The sequence below is a fragment of the Kushneria sp. Sum13 genome, assembly GCF_052692355.1.
Genome location: NZ_CP199847.1, coordinates 3,692,790 through 3,710,928, shown reverse-complemented (window position 1 = coordinate 3,710,928; position 18,139 = coordinate 3,692,790). Strand labels below are relative to the sequence as shown.

The window sequence follows — 18,139 nt, the reverse complement described above, 5'->3', positions numbered from 1 at the left end:
GCCACATGTCCGACCACATCACGCAGGCACGTCCCTATGCAAGGGCCGCTTTTGAGCTGGCCAGAGAAGACAGCGCGCTGGACGCCTGGTCAGCGATGCTGGCCGAGGCAGCGCGTCTGACCGGTGACGAGCGCATTGAAAGACTGCTCGTTGACCCGCAGCGTACGCCGAGCGACAAGGGGCAGGTATTTGTCGAACTGCTTGACGAACTGCTCCCTGAACGTGGCGCCAATTTCCTGATGGTGCTGGCACGACAGCAGCGTTTGCCGGCTCTGGCATCGCTGAGTGATCTGTTCGAGGCTGAGCGCGCTGAATTTGAAAAGCGTGTCAGCGTAGAGATCACCTCGGCCTTTGCGCTGGACGAGGCACAAAAAGACAAGCTCGCACAGGCGCTCAAGCGGCGTCTGAATCGCGAAATCACGATCACCACTTCTGTGGATGAGACGCTGCTGGGCGGCGTTGTCATTCGTGCCGGCGATACCGTTATCGATGGATCGGCGCGTGGACGACTGGCACGGCTTTCCAGCGTCTTGAACCATTGAAGTCGAGGGACATGGCATGCAGCAACTGAATCCTTCCGAAATCAGCGACATCATCAAGGGCCGGATCGAGAACCTTGACCTTGATGCACAGGCGCGCAATGAAGGCACCATCGTCGGCGTCGCTGACGGCATCGTGCGCATCCACGGACTGGCCGATGCCATGTTCGGGGAAATGATTGAATTCCCCAATGACATCTTCGGCATGGTACTCAACCTCGAGCGCGACAGCGTCGGCGTTGTGGTACTGGGCGACTATCAGCACCTTCAGGAAGGCATGACGGGCAAGTGCACCGGCCGCATCCTGGAAGTACCGGTCGGTCGCGAACTGATTGGTCGCGTTGTTGATGCGCTGGGTAACGCCATTGATGGCAAGGGCGACATCAACACCACCGAGACGGACGCCGTTGAAAAGGTGGCGCCGGGTGTTATCTCTCGTCAGGGTGTTGATCAGCCGGTCCAGACCGGTCTCAAGTCGATCGATGCCATGGTGCCGATCGGTCGTGGTCAGCGTGAGCTGATCATCGGTGACCGTCAGATCGGCAAGTCAGCCATTGCCATCGATGCGATCATCAACCAGAAAGGCAAGGGCATCACCTGCGTCTATGTGGCCGTCGGTCAGAAGCAGTCGACCATTGCCAACGTGGTGAGAAAGCTTGAAGAGCACGGCGCGATGGAGCACACCATCATCGTTGCGGCCGGCGCTGCCGACCCCGCTGCCATGCAGTTTCTGGCGCCCTACTCCGGCTGCACCATGGGTGAATATTTCCGCGACCGCGGTGAAGACGCCCTGATCGTGTATGACGATCTGTCCAAGCAGGCCGTGGCCTATCGCCAGATCTCCCTGCTGCTGCGTCGTCCGCCGGGTCGTGAAGCCTATCCGGGTGACGTCTTCTACCTCCACTCCCGTCTGCTCGAACGTGCCTCGCGCGTGAACGCCGAATACGTGGAAAAGCTCACCAACGGTGAGGTGAAGGGCAAGACCGGTTCGCTGACGGCCCTGCCGATCATCGAGACCCAGGGCGGTGACGTCTCTGCGTTTGTTCCGACCAACGTGATTTCGATCACTGACGGTCAGATCTTTCTGGAAACCGGGCTTTTCAACTCGGGCGTTCGTCCGGCCATCAACGCAGGCCTTTCGGTCTCGCGTGTTGGCGGTGCGGCACAGACCAAGATCATCAAGAAACTGGGCGGCGGTGTGCGTCTGGCGCTGGCACAGTATCGTGAGCTGGCAGCCTTTTCGCAGTTTGCCTCCGATCTGGATGAAGCCACGCGCAAGCAGCTTGAGCACGGTCAGCGTGTGACCGAACTCATGAAGCAAAAGCAGTATTCACCGATGTCGATCGCTGAAATGGCTGTCTCGCTTTACGCTGCCAACGAGGGATATCTCTCCGACGTACCGGTCGACAAGGTGCTGAATTTCGAACGTGATCTGCTCGATTACATGCGCACCGAAAAGGGTGAGCTGATGGAGAAGATCAACAGCACCGGCGGTTACGACAACGATATTCAGCAGGGGCTGAAAAGCGGCGTTGAATCGTTCAAGTCAACGCAGAGCTATTGATGATCCGGACCCTTCGGGGTCCGGGCGCCCTGCGCTGATTGTTTAGGAGAATATCGCTATGGCAGCCGGAAAAGAGATCAAGTCCCAGATCGGGAGCATCAAGAATACCCAGAAGATCACCAGCGCCATGGAGATGGTGGCAGCATCCAAGATGCGCCGCGCTCAGGAGCGCATGGCGGCCAGTCAGCCCTATGCCAGCCAGATCCGTCGGGTAGTCAGCCATATCAGTCAGGCCAATCCGGAATATCGTCACGATTACCAGATCGAGCGTGAGGTCAAGCGCATCGGCTATATCGTGGTGACGTCGGATCGCGGACTGTGTGGTGGCCTGAACAGTAACCTGTTCCGGCGTGTACTGCGCGACGTGCGGCAATGGCGTGAAAAGGGCGTCAGCGTGGCCTTTTGCGCACTGGGGACCAAGGGCAGTGTCTTCTTTCGCAAATATGGCGGTGATCTGCTGGCAGCGACCCGCAACCTAGGGGATGCACCTGAAGCGAACGAGCTGATCGGCAGCATCAATGTCATGCTGGAAGCCTTCGACAAGGGCGAGATCGATCGACTGGATCTGGTGTACAACGAGTTCGTTAACACCATGAGCCAGAAGCCGACCGTGCGTCAGCTGTTGCCGCTGCCTGAAGAGATAGAGCAGGAATCTTCTTCAGGTGCGGAAAATGCCACCTCGAAAGGCGGCTGGGGCTATACCTACGAGCCGGACGCTCAAAGCCTGCTCGACAGGCTGCTGGTGCGCTACGTCGAGTCGCAGGTCTACCAGGCGGTGGTGGAAAACATTGCCAGCGAGCAGGCCGCTCGCATGATTGCGATGAAAAACGCCACTGATAACGCCGGTGACATCATTGATGACCTGCAGCTTCAGTACAACAAGGCGCGTCAGGCAGCCATCACCCAGGAAATTTCCGAGATTGTGGGTGGTGCCGCTGCGGTCTAGGTCGGCCCGTCGGACAGTTATTTACAGGTTCAAGAGGAATCAGGATGAGCGGACGTATCGTACAAATCATCGGTGCGGTGATTGACGTCGAGTTTGACCGCAGCGAGGTCCCCCACATTTATGAAGCCATCAATGTGGAAGAGACCGGCACCGTACTCGAAGTTCAGCAGCAGCTGGGGGATGGCATCGTGCGTGCCATCGCCATGGGCTCTACCGAAGGGCTCAAGCGCGGCATGACCGTCGCCGGCACTGGTGCACCCATTTCGGTACCGGTGGGTGAAAAGACCCTGGGCCGTATCATGAACGTGCTGGGGGAACCGATCGATGAGGCCGGCGACATCGGTGAAGACAAGCGCAGTCCGATTCACCGTGCTGCGCCGAGCTTTGCAGACCAGGCTGCCTCCAGCGAACTGCTGGAAACCGGCATCAAGGTCATCGACCTGATCTGCCCGTTTGCCAAGGGCGGCAAGGTCGGTCTGTTCGGCGGTGCCGGTGTCGGCAAGACCGTCAACATGATGGAGCTGATCCGTAACATCGCCACCGAGCACTCCGGTTATTCGGTCTTTACCGGTGTCGGCGAGCGTACGCGTGAAGGTAACGACTTCTACTATGAAATGAAGGAGTCCAACGTTCTCGACAAGGTATCGCTGGTTTACGGTCAGATGAACGAGCCGCCGGGCAACCGTCTGCGTGTGGCCCTGACCGGTCTGACGATTGCCGAGCAGTTCCGTGACGAAGGCCGTGACGTTCTGCTGTTTGTCGACAACATCTACCGCTACACGCTGGCAGGGACCGAGGTGTCGGCACTGCTGGGTCGTATGCCGTCAGCCGTAGGCTATCAGCCGACGCTGGCCGAAGAGATGGGCATGTTGCAGGAGCGCATCACCTCGACCAAGACCGGCTCGATCACGTCTGTCCAGGCCGTCTACGTCCCCGCGGATGACCTGACCGACCCGTCGCCGGCCACAACCTTCGCGCACCTGGATGCTACCGTGGTACTGGCGCGTTCCATCGCCGAGCTGGGGATTTACCCGGCCATCGATCCGCTGGACTCCACTTCGCGTCAGCTGGATCCGCTGGTCGTGGGTGAAGAGCACTACAACGTGGCTCGCGGCGTTCAGAACGTGCTGCAGCGCTACAAGGAACTCAAGGACATCATTGCCATTCTGGGCATGGATGAGCTTTCCGACGAAGACAAGCAGACCGTGTCACGAGCGCGCAAGATTCAGCGCTTTTTGTCACAGCCTTTCTTCGTGGCGGAAATCTTCACCGGCGCACCCGGCAAGTACGTGTCGCTCAAGGAAACCATCCGCGCCTTCCAGGGCATTCTCAACGGCGACTACGACCATATGCCTGAACAGGCGTTTTACATGGTCGGTACCATCGATGAAGCGATCGAGAAAGCCGAAAGCATGTAAGGAGGGGCGCTCATGGCGACCATGCAATGCAGTATCGTCAGCGCGGAGCGCAACATCTTCGCAGGCGAAGTAGAACGCGTTGTGGCGATCAGCGTGCTTGGCGAGATGGGAATTCTGCGCGGACATGAGCCGACGCTGACGGCCCTGAAGCCTGGCCCGGTCCGGATCGTTCATGAAGGCGGCGAAGAAGAAGTCTTCTACGTCTCCAGTGGCTTTCTGGAAGTGCAGCCGAACATGGTCATCGTGCTGGCCGACAGTGCCGATCGTGCCCGTGACCTGGACGCTGCCGAAGCCGAGAAGGCGCGCGATGAAGCACGTCGTGCCCTGCAGGGCAAAACGGGTGACATGGACTATCAGCAGGCGCTGGCCGAGATTGAAGCGGCGACGGCTCGACTGCGGACCCTGTCCCAGTTGCGCAATCGTCGCGGCCACCAGTAGCCTCAAGCAGGATTGTCGCATCATGGTCACAAGCCATGGATGCGTTTTGTTGGCGGCCTTCGGGCCGCCTTTTTTGTAACTGCCATGCGCATCTGGAGCAATCCGATGAAGGCATCCCCTGATACACTGTCAGCCACAGGAATGATCAGGCATGACAGAGCATGTCATCTGTTGGGTGCATGATCGGTTATCGTTTTTCATTCAGCGCGAGGGAGCGTCTTCTTTCATGTCCATTGATGTCGTGATTCTGGCTGCCGGTCAAGGCAGTCGCATGCGTTCGCAAAAGCCCAAGGTACTGCACGAACTGGCCGGCAAACCCATGGTGCGTCATGTCATCGAGTCAGCCATGAAGGCTTTCTCGTCACCTCGGCTGCATGTCGTGGTGGGACACGGTGCCGAGCAGGTACAGGATGCCCTGTCCGATTTGCCCATCAGCTTTGCCCATCAGCATGAGCAGCGCGGTACCGGCCACGCCGTGGCACAGACCCTCGAGGCACTGGGTGATGGCCCGGTGGTCGTGCTTTATGGCGATGTGCCGATGATCCAGGCGCAAACCCTGAGCGCTCTGGTGGAGCGGGTGGACGAGCAGCACATGGCATTGTTGACCGTAACCATGGCCAATCCGCACGGCTACGGGCGCATCGTGCGCAACGACCAGGGCCAGGCCGTGGCCATCGTCGAACAAAAGGATGCCACCTCCGAGCAGCTCGAGATCGGCGAGTGCAATACCGGCATTCTGGCCGCCACCGGCGATCAGCTGCGTCGCTGGCTGCCGGCACTGTCCAGCGACAATGCCCAGGGGGAATACTACCTGACCGACATCATCGCCATGGCGGCCGGTGAAGGGGTCGAAGTGGCCACGGCCGAGCCGGCGCAGGTCAGTGAAGTCCAGGGCGTCAATGACCGGGTTCAGCTGTCGGCACTGGAGCGCATTCATCAGTCCCGCGAGGCAGAGCGGCTCATGCGCGAAGGCGCAAGCCTTGCCGACCCGAAGCGGCTGGACGTGCGCGGCGAGCTGAGCGTGGGTCAGGACGTCTTCATCGACGTCGGCTGTATTTTTGAAGGACGGGTGCATCTGGGCGATGGCGTCCATGTCGGCCCTTACAGCATCATCCGTGATGCCCGTATCGGCGATGCAACGCGTATCGAGGCTCACAGCATGATCGAGGGCAGCGAAACGGCGGGCGAGAACGCCATTGGTCCCTTCGCGCGCCTGCGTCCGGGCACGCGCCTTGAAAGAAAGGCGCGCATCGGCAATTTTGTCGAAACCAAAAAGACGCATGTTGGCGAAGGCAGCAAGATCAACCATCTGAGCTATATCGGTGACGCAACGCTGGGTCAGGGCGTCAACATCGGTGCCGGTACCATCACCTGTAACTATGATGGCGTGAACAAGCACCGCACCGAGATCGGTCGCAACGTGTTCATTGGCTCCAATTCGGCGCTGGTGGCACCGGTCACGATTGGTGATGGCGCCACGGTGGCTGCCGGTTCCACCGTGACCGATACGGTCGAGGATCAGGCGCTTGCCATCGCCCGTGCTCGTCAGATCAACAAGCAGGGCTGGACTCCGCCGCATCGCCGGTAATGGTCATGAGGTGACGGGTGAACATCCTGTCGGGCGCCGCACCGTTGTGCGGCGCCCTTTTTTTGTTGCCACGATGTGCCCTTTTGTACGTATTCGACTTTAGACGCATATTTTTGTGCCAAAAGCGCTGCACTGACTTGACCCCGCTACCGTTATGGGTTTCCATCCGAAACATAAAATCTTTCATATCGAAAGCTATAGATTTCAATCCACGGATATCCTGCTTCCATGAGTCGACGTCAGACCCCTCAGCGCCGGGAGGCCATTCTTGATCTGCTGGCAGCGCGCGGTGAGGTGGCCGTCGAGACACTGGCGCGACATTTCGAGACCTCGAGTGTGACCATCCGCAAGGATCTGGCAACGCTTGAAGGCGCCGGCCATCTGATTCGTCGCCATGGGGGCGCCACCCTCGTGCCGCGCGAAGGGGATCAGGGTCGTCATCGCGTCTCCCCCGTCAAGCAGGCGCTGGCGCGGGCCGCAAGCGAGCGTATTGCGGATCATGCGCGGCTGATCATCGACAGTGGCAGTACCACCAGTGCGTTGATTCCGACGCTGGCACACCGTACCGGCATGGTCGTCATGACCAATTCACTGGGAGTGGCCGGCGCACTTCAGGCGCTGGACAATCCCCCTGCCCTGCTGATGACCGGCGGCACATGGGATCCCCATTCGGCCTCCTTTCAGGGGCAGGTGGCCGAGACCGTGCTGCGGGCCTACGACTTTGATCAGCTTTTTATCGGTGCCGATGGCATCGACCTGGCGCGGGGTACCACCACCTTCAACGAACTGACCGGCCTGTCACAGGTGATGGCCGAGGTGGCGCGCGAGGTAGTGGTGATGGCGGAGTCCGACAAGATTGGTCGGCGCATTCCCAACCTTGAACTGGGCTGGGCGCACATTGATGTATTGATTACCGACGACGGGCTGGATGACACCAGCCGTCAACAGATCCGTGACCAGGGCGTCGTGCTGATCTGTGTCAGCACGCAGGCGCCGTGATACCACCGAATGTCGGATGAATCCGGCGTCGGGGTGATATCGCAATTTTTGGCATTTCAGGAGAGACAACCTATGTGTGGCATTGTGGGCGCGGTCGCTGACCGTCAGGTGCAGAACATTTTGCTTGAGGGACTCAAGCGTCTTGAGTATCGCGGCTATGACAGCGCCGGCATGGCCGTGCTGTCGGCCGATGCTCGACTGTCACGCCAGCGGGCGGTCGGCAAGGTGGCCGCACTTGAAGAAAAGCTGCAGGCCAGCGGTCTGCGCGGTCATGTCGGCATCGCCCACACCCGCTGGGCCACCCACGGTCGTCCCACTGAAAACAATGCCCATCCCCATCAGTCCGGCGACAGCCTGGCGGTAGTACACAACGGCATCATCGAGAACTACGAAACCCTCAAGGCCGATCTTGAAGGTCAGGGCTACGTGTTTCTGTCCGAGACCGACACGGAAGTCATCGCGCATCTGATGTCGCGTGAAGTCTCGCGTCATGATGATCTGCTGTCTGCCTTCCAGCACGTGGTCGATATGCTCGACGGCGCCTACGCGCTGGCCGTGACCCATGCCGACTACCCCGACCAGATCGTGGGCGCGCGCAAGGGCAGCCCGCTGGTGGTCGGTGTTGGCATTGATGAGGCCTTTCTGGCCTCCGACCCGCTGGCACTGTTGCAGGTCACCGACCGCTTCATCTATCTGCAGGAAGGCGATGTCGCTCGCCTGACGGTCGGTGGCGGTATCGAGATCTTCAACGCCGGTCAGAGCGTTGAGCGTCCCAGCGCCATTTTTGAGCACGGTGACGGCGCCATCTCGCGCGGCGACTATCGCCACTTCATGCTCAAGGAAATCCATGAGCAGTCCCAGGTCATTGCCAATACTCTGGAAGGCCGTCTGGGCGACCGCCACGTGTTTACCCGCATTCTGGGTGCCGAAGCCGACGACCTGCTCGACCGCGTCAAGAACATCCAGATCATCGCCTGTGGTACCAGCTATCACGCCGGCATGGTGGCGCGTTACTGGCTCGAAAAGCTGGCGGGCGTGCCCACGCAGGTCGAAGTGGCCTCCGAGTATCGCTATCGTGAAGTGGTCGTGCCCGACGGTACGCTGTTTGTCACGCTGTCCCAGTCCGGTGAGACGGCCGATACGCTGGCAGCACTGCGCTACGCCTCGCAAAAGGGCGGCTATCTGGCAAGCCTTGCGATCTGCAACGTGCCCGGCAGCTCGCTGGTGCGTGAATCCGACCTGACCCTGATGACTCAGGCCGGCCCCGAAATCGGTGTGGCCTCCACCAAGGCGTTCACGACTCAGCTGGTGGCCCTGCTGCTGCTGACACTGGCCCTGCGCCATGTTCGTCAGGGTGACGATGACGTGCAGGCCCGCCTGGTGAACGCGCTGCGTGAACTGCCGCGTCTGATCACACGCGGTCTGGCACTCGACAGTGCCATCGAGACAATGTCGGCTGCCTTTGCCGAAAAGCATCATGCGCTGTTTCTGGGGCGTGGCACCATGTTCCCGATCGCGCTGGAAGGGGCGCTCAAGCTCAAGGAAATTTCCTATATCCACGCCGAAGCCTATCCGGCCGGTGAGCTCAAGCACGGTCCGCTGGCGCTGGTCGACAGTGATATGCCGGTCATCGCGGTAGCCCCCAACGACGAACTGCTGGAGAAGCTCAAGTCCAACCTGCAGGAAGTCCGTGCCCGCGGCGGTGAGCTGTTTGTCTTCGCCGATGAGCATGTCTCGATCAACGAAAGCGAAGGCGTTCATGTGCTACGCATGCCGGCCGTCGATGACGTGATTGCCCCGATCCTCTACACCCTGCCGCTGCAGCTGCTGTCCTACCACGTGGCCGTGCTCAAGGGCACCGATGTGGATCAGCCGCGCAATCTGGCCAAGAGTGTGACAGTGGAATAAAGGCTGTCCCTGCGGGGCGTCTGGCGTCCTGCTGCTGCGGGCATCGATCACGGGATCGGTGCCCGTTTTTTTGAAGAATCCCTTTCAAGAGCGCTGCCGGTGATGACAGTCCTTTGTCAGTCGCAGCGTTCTTTTTTGATTCAATTATGATTAAGTTAGTATATTTTTTTGTTATAAACGCTATCCTTGACGCTGGCTGATGCGCCTTTTGAAAAGCCATCATTCAGTGTCTGTCCATTCCCGTCCATGACCCTTGTTACTGCGCCCGCGGTAGCCGTCCCTGTCATGGCGGGCATTGGCACATAAAAATCTGTCCAAGGGAAGGGAACTCGTCATGTCTTCCATGCGATCCTCAAATCCAGGCGCCATGGTCGTGCTCATCGCTTCAGCGGTCGGTATCGCCATTGCGCTTTATGCCTATCTCACCCCACTGACCGGCGTGAACGGTACGCTTGGCGCTCTGGTGGTCATCGTGACCTGCGCCATTCTTGTTGCCCTCGGGCTCGGGCTTGCCCTGTGCCATGGGCGCGGTTTACACAACCTGCTTCGGGTCGTGGCCATCGCCTTCATTGTCGGTACTGCCTTTGCTGCCCTGCTGCTGCATCTGTGGTGGCTGGCCATTGCCATGGCCGTCGCCCTGGTCGGATTGTTGATCGATATTTTCCGCCCCTCGCCCGCTCACCGCACGACTTCATGAGGAGCCCCGATATGATGCGTCTTCGCACAGGATTCAGGCGCCTGAGTACGCTGACCGCGTTTTCTCTGGCGGCCTTCCCCACCCTGCTTCTGGCCGCCGACCAGCAGCCGTCCGAGCCTGATCAGCAGCCGGCAGCCTCTACCGAGCAGCCGGCAGCGTCTGGTGCACAGCCGGCCGCGCGCCCTAACATACCGCTGGTGCCGGACTCGCCGACCTGGAGCAGCTTCCATGGTCAGCTCAACGCGCAGAAATATAGCCCGCTGGATCAGATCAACGCCGATAACGTGGGTCAGCTCGAAAAGGTGTGGGAAGTTCACACCGGCGATATTTCCGATGGCAAGGGCGATACGCCGGCCACGGTCTGGTCGGCCACACCGGTGTTTGCCAATGACACGCTCTATATTGGCACCCCCTTTTACAAGCTGATCGCCTATGATCCCGCCACCGGCGAGGAAAAGTGGCGCTTTGATACCCAGTCTTCGAAGGAAGCGCTGACCCAGCCCGTGCTCAAGAACCGTGGCGTGGCCTACTGGGAAGCCGACAACCCGGTCGAGGGTGAGTCGTGCCAGAAGATCGTCTACATGGGCACCATGGACGCTCAGCTGTTTGCCATTGACGCTGACACCGGCAAGCCATGTCAGGGCTTTGCCGACAATGGTGTGCTCAATGTCGATCAGTGGAACACCGTTAATGCCAAGTTCCCGCTGTCGCTGTTGCAGCCGCCGACCATCGTGGGTGATCACGTCATCTTCGGCTGGGCCGGCAAGGACTGGGCCTATCAGGAAGCGCCTCCGGGCACCGTGTTCTCGGTCAATGCCCGCACCGGCGAGCGTGAGTGGGAATTTGAAGCGCTTTCGGATGAGATGCGCCGCAAAAGCGGCACCGCCAACGTCTGGACACAGATGTCGGCCGATGAACAAAACGGTCTGATCTATCTACCGGTCTCTTCGCCCTCTCCCAACTTCTGGGGCGGCAATCGCACTGAAAAGGCACCGCTGGCGACCTCGACAACGGCGCTCAACGTGGAAACCGGCGAAGTGGTCTGGTCGCGACAGTGGGTCCATCACGATATCTGGGACTATGACATCAACGCTGCGCCGACGCTGATGGACATTACCGTTGATGGCAAGGAAATCCCGGCGCTGGTGCAGGCCACCAAGATGGGCTTTCTGTTCGTGGTCAATCGCCTGACCGGCGAGGATGTCTGGCCGATCGAAGAGCGTCCGGTCCCCCAGGGAGACGGTAGCGTCGAGGGTGAAGTCTATTCACCGACCCAGCCCTTCCCGACCAAACCGGCACCGCTGCTGGATCAGTCCAAAAAGCCCAAAATCTGGGGATTGGCGGATGCTGTCGGTTTTGGTCAGTGTTCGCGCCTGTGGGATGAGCTGACCTATGAAGGCATGTACACGCCGCCCACCACTCGTGGTGAAGGGGCGCTGGCCTATCCGGACAGTGCCGGTGGCGTTCAGTGGGGGGGCGTGGCGTTTGATCCCGTCAGCCAGACCGCAATCGTTAATACCTCGCATATTGTCCAGACCGTCAAGCTCTATAACCGTGAAGACTATGAAAAGGCCGACAACGGTTCCGGCAACGAAAGCGGTTTTGCCCCGCAGGAAGGCGCGCCGTACGGCATGCGCCTGAATGTGGCGAGCAACTGGCTGGGCATGCCCTGCTGGGAGCCGCCGTTTGGCGAGATCGTGGCGATCGATATGCATACCGGTGACGTCAAGTGGCGCAAGCCGGTCGGCGCCTCGCAGCAGTTCGGCTTCTTCATGCCGGAACGCTGGGGTTCGCCCACCATTGGTGGCCCGGCCGTCACGGCGGGTGGCGTGGTCTTCATCGGTGCTTCGATGGATGCCAAGGCCCGTGCCTACTCGCTGGAGACCGGTGAAAAGCTCTGGGAAGATCAGACCCAGGCACCGGTGGTCGCCAACCCGTCCGTCTATGAATACAAGGGTCGCCAGTATGTGGCCTTTGTAGCGGGAGGCAACACCATCCTCAAGGACCAGGTCGGCGATCAGATCGCGGTCTACGCGCTGCCGGAAGACAAGCAGTAAGCGAGTACTACCTGAGCCGTTGATCACGGGGCGTCCTTTAAAGGGCGCCCCGTTTTTTTAAAGGCATGTTTTAAAAAGCCATGCCCCCGGTTAAACAGTCATGCCTTCGGGGCTCGACGGGTCTGGCGGACAGGGCGTATCGCAGTCAGCCCTGATCAGTCGGTTTTCATGCGCTGGATCAGGGCTCCGCACTGGCTTTTCTCACCGGCACTTGGCGAGATCAACGCCGCAAGGGCAGCCGCCGGCGCCGCCAGCGTGCCCAGTGCCACGGCAGCCGCGCCCCGGGCAATCAAGGGGGCAGCTTCCACGCCCGGAGAGGGGTTTTTGAACGTGCCGCTGACATAAAGCGGCGTGCGCAGGGTAAAGATGCGAAACCCCTTGCTGTCCGGTTTGATGGTCAGATCCATCTGTTCACTGGCCAGGTTCACCGCCCCTTCCACGTTGACGATGGCATTGTCTGTATCAATGGTGAACACGCGAGGGCGCACCATGCCGTCATTGAACTGCAGATCGGCCGCGGCGCAGTGAATGGCGACTTCCTCATCCCCAAAAAGCTTGCCGATCAGATAGTTGCCTACGTTGAGCCCTGCCAGCTCCATCAGGTTGCGGCTGATGCGACCCTGTTCGATCAGAAGCTGTAGTTCGCCGTCGCTGGATCCCAGCAGCGCGGCGACCGAGTTGCCTCGCCCCGAGAGTGTCGCATCCCCATTGATCTCGCCCAGCCCTTCGGTCAGATTGCTGTCACTGGGCAGGATTTGACCCAGTTGAAGTTTTCGAGCGTGCATGTCGATGCGCGCCCGCAGCGGCGATGCCTGTCCGCTCAAACGCAGCGTGGTATTAAGATGACCGCCGGCCACGCCAAAGCTCAGCGGGTCCATCAGGATCTCGCCGTTGTCCATGACCAGATGGGTATTGAGATTGCTCAGCGGCAGCGATTCACCGTGCACGATGTCACGGGCGCGAAAGCGCACGTCGGCGTCCATGGTGTTCCAGCGATCGGTATTGAACCGTGATACCGGCAGCACCCTGTCTTTGGGCTGATCGGGATTGACCGAATTGCCGGTCTCCTTGTTGTCAGCGCCCACCAGCGGGGCCAGATCGGCAAATCGGAGCTGTTTCGATACCAGCTCACCGGTCAGCTTCGGGCGCGGCGTGCCATCGGCGTAGCGCAGGCTGCCATGAATATCGCTGTCGCCGATCGTGCCATCAAAATCGCGGTACTCGTAGACGCCGCCTTCGGGGCGATCCAGCTCGGCCGTCAGACGGCCCTTCGTGGCATAGGGCGGGGTCTGGGGCAGAACCAGACCGGTCAGGGCGTAGAGATCGCCCAGATTGTCCCCGGCCACGCCGACCTGCAGGTCCAGACCGGCCAGTGTCATCGGATCGTTGAGCGTGCCGATCACATCAAGGCGGGAATTGCCCGAGGCCAGATGCACCTCCAGTGGGAAGCGTCCGCCTTCACGCAGCGCTGCCGGCCCGCCCAGGCGGCCCTTGCCATCCAGGGCGCTGCCGCGATAGGTGCCCTTGAGCTGCCAGGCAAAGCGGAAGCTGCGTTCGCCGCCGGTCGCGTTGTTTTCTGATGCGGGTGGACCATCGGCTGTTTTTTGATCATTGCTGTCCGTCTTTTGATCACTGCCGACCACCTCTTCCCAGCGCACCGGCTCGCCCAGCGTTTCAAGCGTGGCGGTGGCGTCCACATCAAGCACCTGATCAACAAGGGCGACCTGTACCCGATCCACATCGAGGCGGTCGATGGCAAACTGCCAGCCGCTGTCCTCGTTTTGATCGCTTTTGTCCTTGTCGCTGTCGGAAGCACTGGCGAGCTGCCAGTTGTTGTGGGTCTCATCGAGACGGCGCAGGGTGGCACTGGCATCACGTACGACCAGATCATGCAGCGCGATACGCTTTTGCAGCAGGGCGAACGGTCGCAGGCTGACCGCTACCTGGCCGATGCGGGCCGTGCGCGCCTCTTCGCTGCCGGCCTCTACGCTTCGCGCCTGATTCAGCTCGGGCGGGTCGCCCAGCACGATATCCTCGGCGCTGACGCGCGGCGAAAGGTGCCAGCTGTCCCATTGCCAGGACAGTCCGAGATCACCTTCAATGGCGAAGGGACGACCCAGAGTCTCGGAGACACGGTCATTGATCGTGGGTCTGAGCCAGTTCCAGCTCATCAGGGTCATCACAAGAGCCAGCAGTACCAGCAGGGCCACCAGGCCCCCCAGCGTCCAGCCGATGATGCGCATTGCACGCGACATGAGCGGTCCACCTCAACAGAATGTTATCTTTCCAAGCATAGACAGGCCCGCGCGTTCGTGGGTATTCCATGCGTATTATCGAGCGTTTTCATGACCCATATCATTTCCATTCAAAGCCACGTGGCCTATGGCTATGTTGGCAATCGCGCCGCCGTTCTGCCGCTGCAGCGTCTGGGCTGCGAGGTCACCGCCATCAATACGGTGCAGTTTTCCAACCACACCGGCTATGGCGCCTTTACCGGTGAGGTGTTTACGCCGGCGCATCTCAAGGAGGTGCTCGATGGCGTCGAGTCGCTGACCGGGCTTTGTGACGTGCAGGCCGTGCTGTCGGGCTACATGGGCGATCAGGGCATTGGCCGGGCCGTGCTTGAAAGCGTGACCCGCGTGCGCTCGGCCAGCCCCGGGGCGCTGTATTGCTGTGACCCGGTGATGGGGGATATCGGTCGCGGCTTTTTTGTGCGTGAGGATATTCCGGCCTGGATGCGCGACTGCGCCGTACCGGCGGCCGATATCATCACGCCCAATCAGTTCGAGCTGGCCTTTTTAAGCGATCAGTCCATTGCATCGCTTGATGACGTGCTGACGGCGGCAGCACGCCTGCGCGAGCAGGGCCCGAGCGTGGTGCTGGTGACCTCGCTGGATATCGATGACAGTACCCCTGACACCATCGAAATGCTGGTGGATACCGCAGTGGGCAGCTGGCGGATCGCCACGCCCCGCTTTGATTTTCCGGTGGCCCCCAACGGTGCCGGTGATTTTACTGCCGCCGTGTTTCTGGCCTGCTGCCTGCGTGATCAGGACGGAATTACCGGTGAAGGACCGGCGCGGGCGCTGGAAAGAACTGCCGAGGCCGTGCATGCCCTTTTCACCCATACCTTTGCGGCCGGCACCCGCGAGCTTGCCCTGATTCAGGCCCAGAACGAGATCGTCGCCCCCCGTCAGCGCTTTGATGCCGAACGGGTACGCTGACCATGGCGGGGACACTGCATCTGGGGCTGGCAATGTGGGCCAATGCCGAATGGCGCGGCACACTCTACGGGCGCTACGCCGAGCCGAGCGACTCGCTGCCGGACTATGCCGGCGTCTTTTCCAGCGTTGAGGGCAATACCACCTTCTACAGCGGCGCGCCGCGCGAGGACGTGGTGGCCACCTGGGCACGCCAGGCGCCCGAGCACTTTCGCTTTTGTTTCAAGCTGCCCTCCCTGCTGACCCATGACAAACGGCTGGTGGGCATCGAGGCCGAGATGGATCACTTTCTCGAGCGGCTGGCGCCACTGCATGATCGGCTGGGTCCGACCATGATTCAGCTGCCCCGGGATTTCGGCGCAGATGAATTGCCCATGCTCGAAGCCGTTTTGAAACGCTGGCCGAAGGCGCTGCCCCGTGCCGTGGAAGTGCGCCATAGTGAATTTTTCCACAAGGGGATGGCTGAGCAGTCCCTCAACCGGCTGTTGATAACTCATGAGACCGATCGGGTCATGCTGGACACGCGCGCGCTGTTTGCCACCCCGGCCGGTGACGATCTCCGGCTACAGCAGGCCCAGCGCGAGAAGCCACGTCGACCGCTGCATGTCCTGAGCACGGCGGCGCAGCCGGTGGTGCGCTTTATCGGACACTTTGATCACGAGATCAATCACGCGCGCTTCACGCCCTGGGTCGAGCAGCTGGCGCTGTGGATGGAACAGGGGAAAAGTCCTGTATTGTTTGTGCATACTCCGGATAACCGGGCAGCGCCGCTGCTGGCCCGTGAGTTCCACGGCCGGCTGTCCGAGCGTATTGCCCTGCCACCGCTGGCCGCCTTCGCCGGTGAGCGGCAGGAATCACTGTTTTAGCGCACACAGGGTGATGTTCAAAAATGCGCCTGTACAATGCACGTCATCAGGCGTTTTCGACAGGGGCCATTGAGGCACAATGGTTCAGGAAAATACCAACAACGAAGCACGGGCGTCGGTGCCGAGGCGGTTTACAGGCCTGAAACCGCACGCGCCCGCCGACTTACAGGGATACACAGGGTAGCCTCATGACCAACAAGCCCCATTCTCATGCGCAGTGGTCCTCGCGCATTGCCTTCATGCTCGCCGCGGTCGGCTCTTCCGTCGGGCTGGGCAATATCTGGAAATTCCCCTACATGACCGGGGAGAGCGGCGGCGGTGCCTTCGTTCTCGTTTATCTGGTCTGCATCCTGCTGATCGGCTTGCCCATTCTAATGAGCGAATGGCTTTTGGGCCGACTGGGACAGAAAAACCCCATTTCAACCATGAACCGCATCGCCGGGCGTCTCAAAAGGTCCCGGGCGTGGGTACTGATCGGGGTCGGCGGCATTCTGGCCGCCTGGCTGATTCTGTCATTTTACAGCGTGATCGGCGGCTGGGCGCTGGCCTATATCCGTTACAGTGCGACCGCGACCTTTACCGGTCTTGATGGCGCAAGCGTTGGTACGCTGTTTTCCGATCTGCTGGCAAGCCCGGGCACGCTGCTGGCCTGGCACAGCCTGTTCATGGTGCTGACCATTGCCATTGTGGCCGGTGGCGTGGCCGGCGGGCTCGAGCGGGCCTCCAAGATTCTCATGCCCGCGCTGGTGGTGCTGTTGGCGGTGCTGGTGGGCTACGCCGCTACGACCGGCAGCTTTGCCGAAGGGTTTGATTACCTCTTTCGGCCCGACTTTACGCGTCTGACCGGCGATGTGATTCTGGCCGCGATGGGACACGCCTTTTTCACCCTGAGTCTGGGCATGGGCATCATGATGGCCTATGGCTCCTATCTCAGTGATGACGTCAATATCGGCCGTACGGCCATGACGGTGGTCATTCTCGATACGGTGATCGCACTGGCCGCCGGCATGGCGATTTTCCCGATCGTCTTTGCCAACGGGATGGATCCGGCCTCGGGTCCGGGGCTGATCTTCCAGACCCTGCCGCTGGCCTTTGGCCACATGTCCGGCGGTGTCATCTTTGGCACCCTGTTTTTTGTGCTGCTGGTCTTCGCGGCCTGGACGTCGGCGATTTCACTGCTGGAGCCGATCGTTGAATGGCTCGAGGAGAAAACACCGCTCAACCGTCTGCAGTCGGCGCTGGTCGCTGGCGCCGCCACCTGGCTGCTGGGCATTGCCACGGTACTGTCGTTCAACGACTGGGCGGCGTTCATGCCCTTTGGCATGACCATCTTTGATCTGCTTGATTATGTGACCAGCAAGTTCATGCTGCCGCTGACCGGTCTTGCCACCATCGTGTTCGTGGGCTGGTTCATGGGACGCGACGAAGTGCGTGCCCAGCTCAACATGAGCGGCCTGGCCTTTGCCTGGTGGCGCTTCTCGGCGCGCTTTGTGGCGCCGCTCGGGGTGGCCATCGTGTTTGTCTTCGGTCTGCTGCAGTAAGGCATCCCACTGTTGTGCACGGGGCGGGCATCCTTGATGCCCGCCCTTTTTATTGGGGGGATGACTTTATTGAATCATGACGTTATCAGGGCATGACAACAGGGAGCAGCGCACGCCTGGTTGATCACAGGGATATCCACTGTCAATAAAAAATGTGGATAACTCTGTGGGAAAGGTGCACAACTCTTGTTCAAGCGAATGAATGCGCGTCAAAAATGGCGCTATTCGTGGCGTTTGACGCGAAAGTGCTCTGTCAGAATGGACCGGTCAATATCGGCAGCAGTGGCGCTGGCTGAAGGGAAACCCATCGGCCTTCGATGTCACGACGCTGCATGCACATGGATGTCCTTTCATGAC

General features: G+C 60.3%; 14 protein-coding genes. 13 read left to right on the top strand and 1 reads right to left on the bottom strand.

Features of this window, described 5'->3' with window-relative positions; genetic code table 11:
* The first annotated feature begins 5 nt into the window (after positions 1 to 5).
* From ACUN8C_RS17085 to ACUN8C_RS17040, 10 genes are all read left to right on the top strand, one after another.
* On the top strand, positions 6 to 542 hold the full coding sequence (locus ACUN8C_RS17085; protein ID WP_445620349.1) for a F0F1 ATP synthase subunit delta: 537 nt from the start codon (positions 6 to 8) through the stop codon (positions 540 to 542).
* Positions 543 to 558: 16 nt separating this feature from the next.
* Entirely contained in the window at positions 559 to 2,103 is a 1,545-nt protein-coding gene (gene atpA, locus ACUN8C_RS17080) for a F0F1 ATP synthase subunit alpha (protein WP_108841203.1), read from the top strand.
* Between the two features lie 58 nt (positions 2,104 to 2,161).
* Entirely contained in the window at positions 2,162 to 3,049 is an 888-nt protein-coding gene (gene atpG, locus ACUN8C_RS17075; protein ID WP_445620348.1) for a F0F1 ATP synthase subunit gamma, read from the top strand.
* 44 nt (positions 3,050 to 3,093) lie between these two features.
* Positions 3,094 to 4,467 (top strand): F0F1 ATP synthase subunit beta, encoded by a 1,374-nt coding sequence (gene atpD, locus ACUN8C_RS17070; RefSeq protein ID WP_108841205.1) that lies wholly within the window; start codon positions 3,094 to 3,096, stop codon positions 4,465 to 4,467.
* Positions 4,468 to 4,479: 12 nt separating this feature from the next.
* Positions 4,480 to 4,905 carry a F0F1 ATP synthase subunit epsilon gene (locus ACUN8C_RS17065; RefSeq protein WP_108841206.1) on the top strand — a complete coding sequence of 142 codons (426 nt, stop codon included), beginning with the start codon at positions 4,480 to 4,482 and terminating at the stop codon, positions 4,903 to 4,905.
* A 226-nt stretch (positions 4,906 to 5,131) separates the two neighbouring features.
* Positions 5,132 to 6,493, top strand: a complete 1,362-nt coding sequence (gene glmU / locus ACUN8C_RS17060; protein ID WP_445620347.1) for a bifunctional UDP-N-acetylglucosamine diphosphorylase/glucosamine-1-phosphate N-acetyltransferase GlmU — start codon at positions 5,132 to 5,134, stop codon at positions 6,491 to 6,493.
* Positions 6,494 to 6,721: 228 nt separating this feature from the next.
* The gene (locus ACUN8C_RS17055) at positions 6,722 to 7,492 is read left to right on the top strand and encodes a DeoR/GlpR family DNA-binding transcription regulator (protein WP_445620346.1); all 771 of its coding nucleotides are present in this window, start codon (positions 6,722 to 6,724) and stop codon (positions 7,490 to 7,492) included.
* A gap of 72 nt (positions 7,493 to 7,564) precedes the next feature.
* The gene (gene glmS, locus ACUN8C_RS17050; protein WP_445620345.1) at positions 7,565 to 9,400 is read left to right on the top strand and encodes a glutamine--fructose-6-phosphate transaminase (isomerizing); all 1,836 of its coding nucleotides are present in this window, start codon (positions 7,565 to 7,567) and stop codon (positions 9,398 to 9,400) included.
* A gap of 334 nt (positions 9,401 to 9,734) precedes the next feature.
* The gene (locus ACUN8C_RS17045; RefSeq protein WP_445620344.1) at positions 9,735 to 10,097 is read left to right on the top strand and encodes a hypothetical protein; all 363 of its coding nucleotides are present in this window, start codon (positions 9,735 to 9,737) and stop codon (positions 10,095 to 10,097) included.
* A gap of 11 nt (positions 10,098 to 10,108) precedes the next feature.
* Positions 10,109 to 12,154, top strand: coding sequence for a pyrroloquinoline quinone-dependent dehydrogenase (locus ACUN8C_RS17040; RefSeq protein WP_445620343.1), 2,046 nt, complete (start codon positions 10,109 to 10,111; stop codon positions 12,152 to 12,154).
* A gap of 155 nt (positions 12,155 to 12,309) precedes the next feature.
* Here ACUN8C_RS17040 and ACUN8C_RS17035 read toward each other — a convergent pair whose 3' ends face one another.
* Positions 12,310 to 14,409, bottom strand: a complete 2,100-nt coding sequence (locus ACUN8C_RS17035; protein WP_445620342.1) for an AsmA family protein — start codon at positions 14,407 to 14,409, stop codon at positions 12,310 to 12,312.
* A 90-nt stretch (positions 14,410 to 14,499) separates the two neighbouring features.
* Here ACUN8C_RS17035 and pdxY point away from each other — a divergent pair, with 90 nt between their 5' ends.
* The 3 genes from pdxY to ACUN8C_RS17020 all read left to right on the top strand — a co-directional run bounded on the left by pdxY (position 14,500) and on the right by ACUN8C_RS17020 (position 17,782).
* A complete protein-coding gene (pdxY, locus tag ACUN8C_RS17030) occupies positions 14,500 to 15,378 on the top strand; it encodes a pyridoxal kinase PdxY (protein ID WP_445620341.1) in 879 nt (292 codons plus the stop codon).
* Positions 15,379 to 15,380: 2 nt separating this feature from the next.
* Positions 15,381 to 16,241, top strand: coding sequence for a DUF72 domain-containing protein (locus tag ACUN8C_RS17025; protein WP_445620340.1), 861 nt, complete (start codon positions 15,381 to 15,383; stop codon positions 16,239 to 16,241).
* A 188-nt stretch (positions 16,242 to 16,429) separates the two neighbouring features.
* On the top strand, positions 16,430 to 17,782 hold the full coding sequence (locus tag ACUN8C_RS17020; RefSeq protein ID WP_445620339.1) for a sodium-dependent transporter: 1,353 nt from the start codon (positions 16,430 to 16,432) through the stop codon (positions 17,780 to 17,782).
* The last annotated feature ends 357 nt before the right edge of the window (positions 17,783 to 18,139 follow it).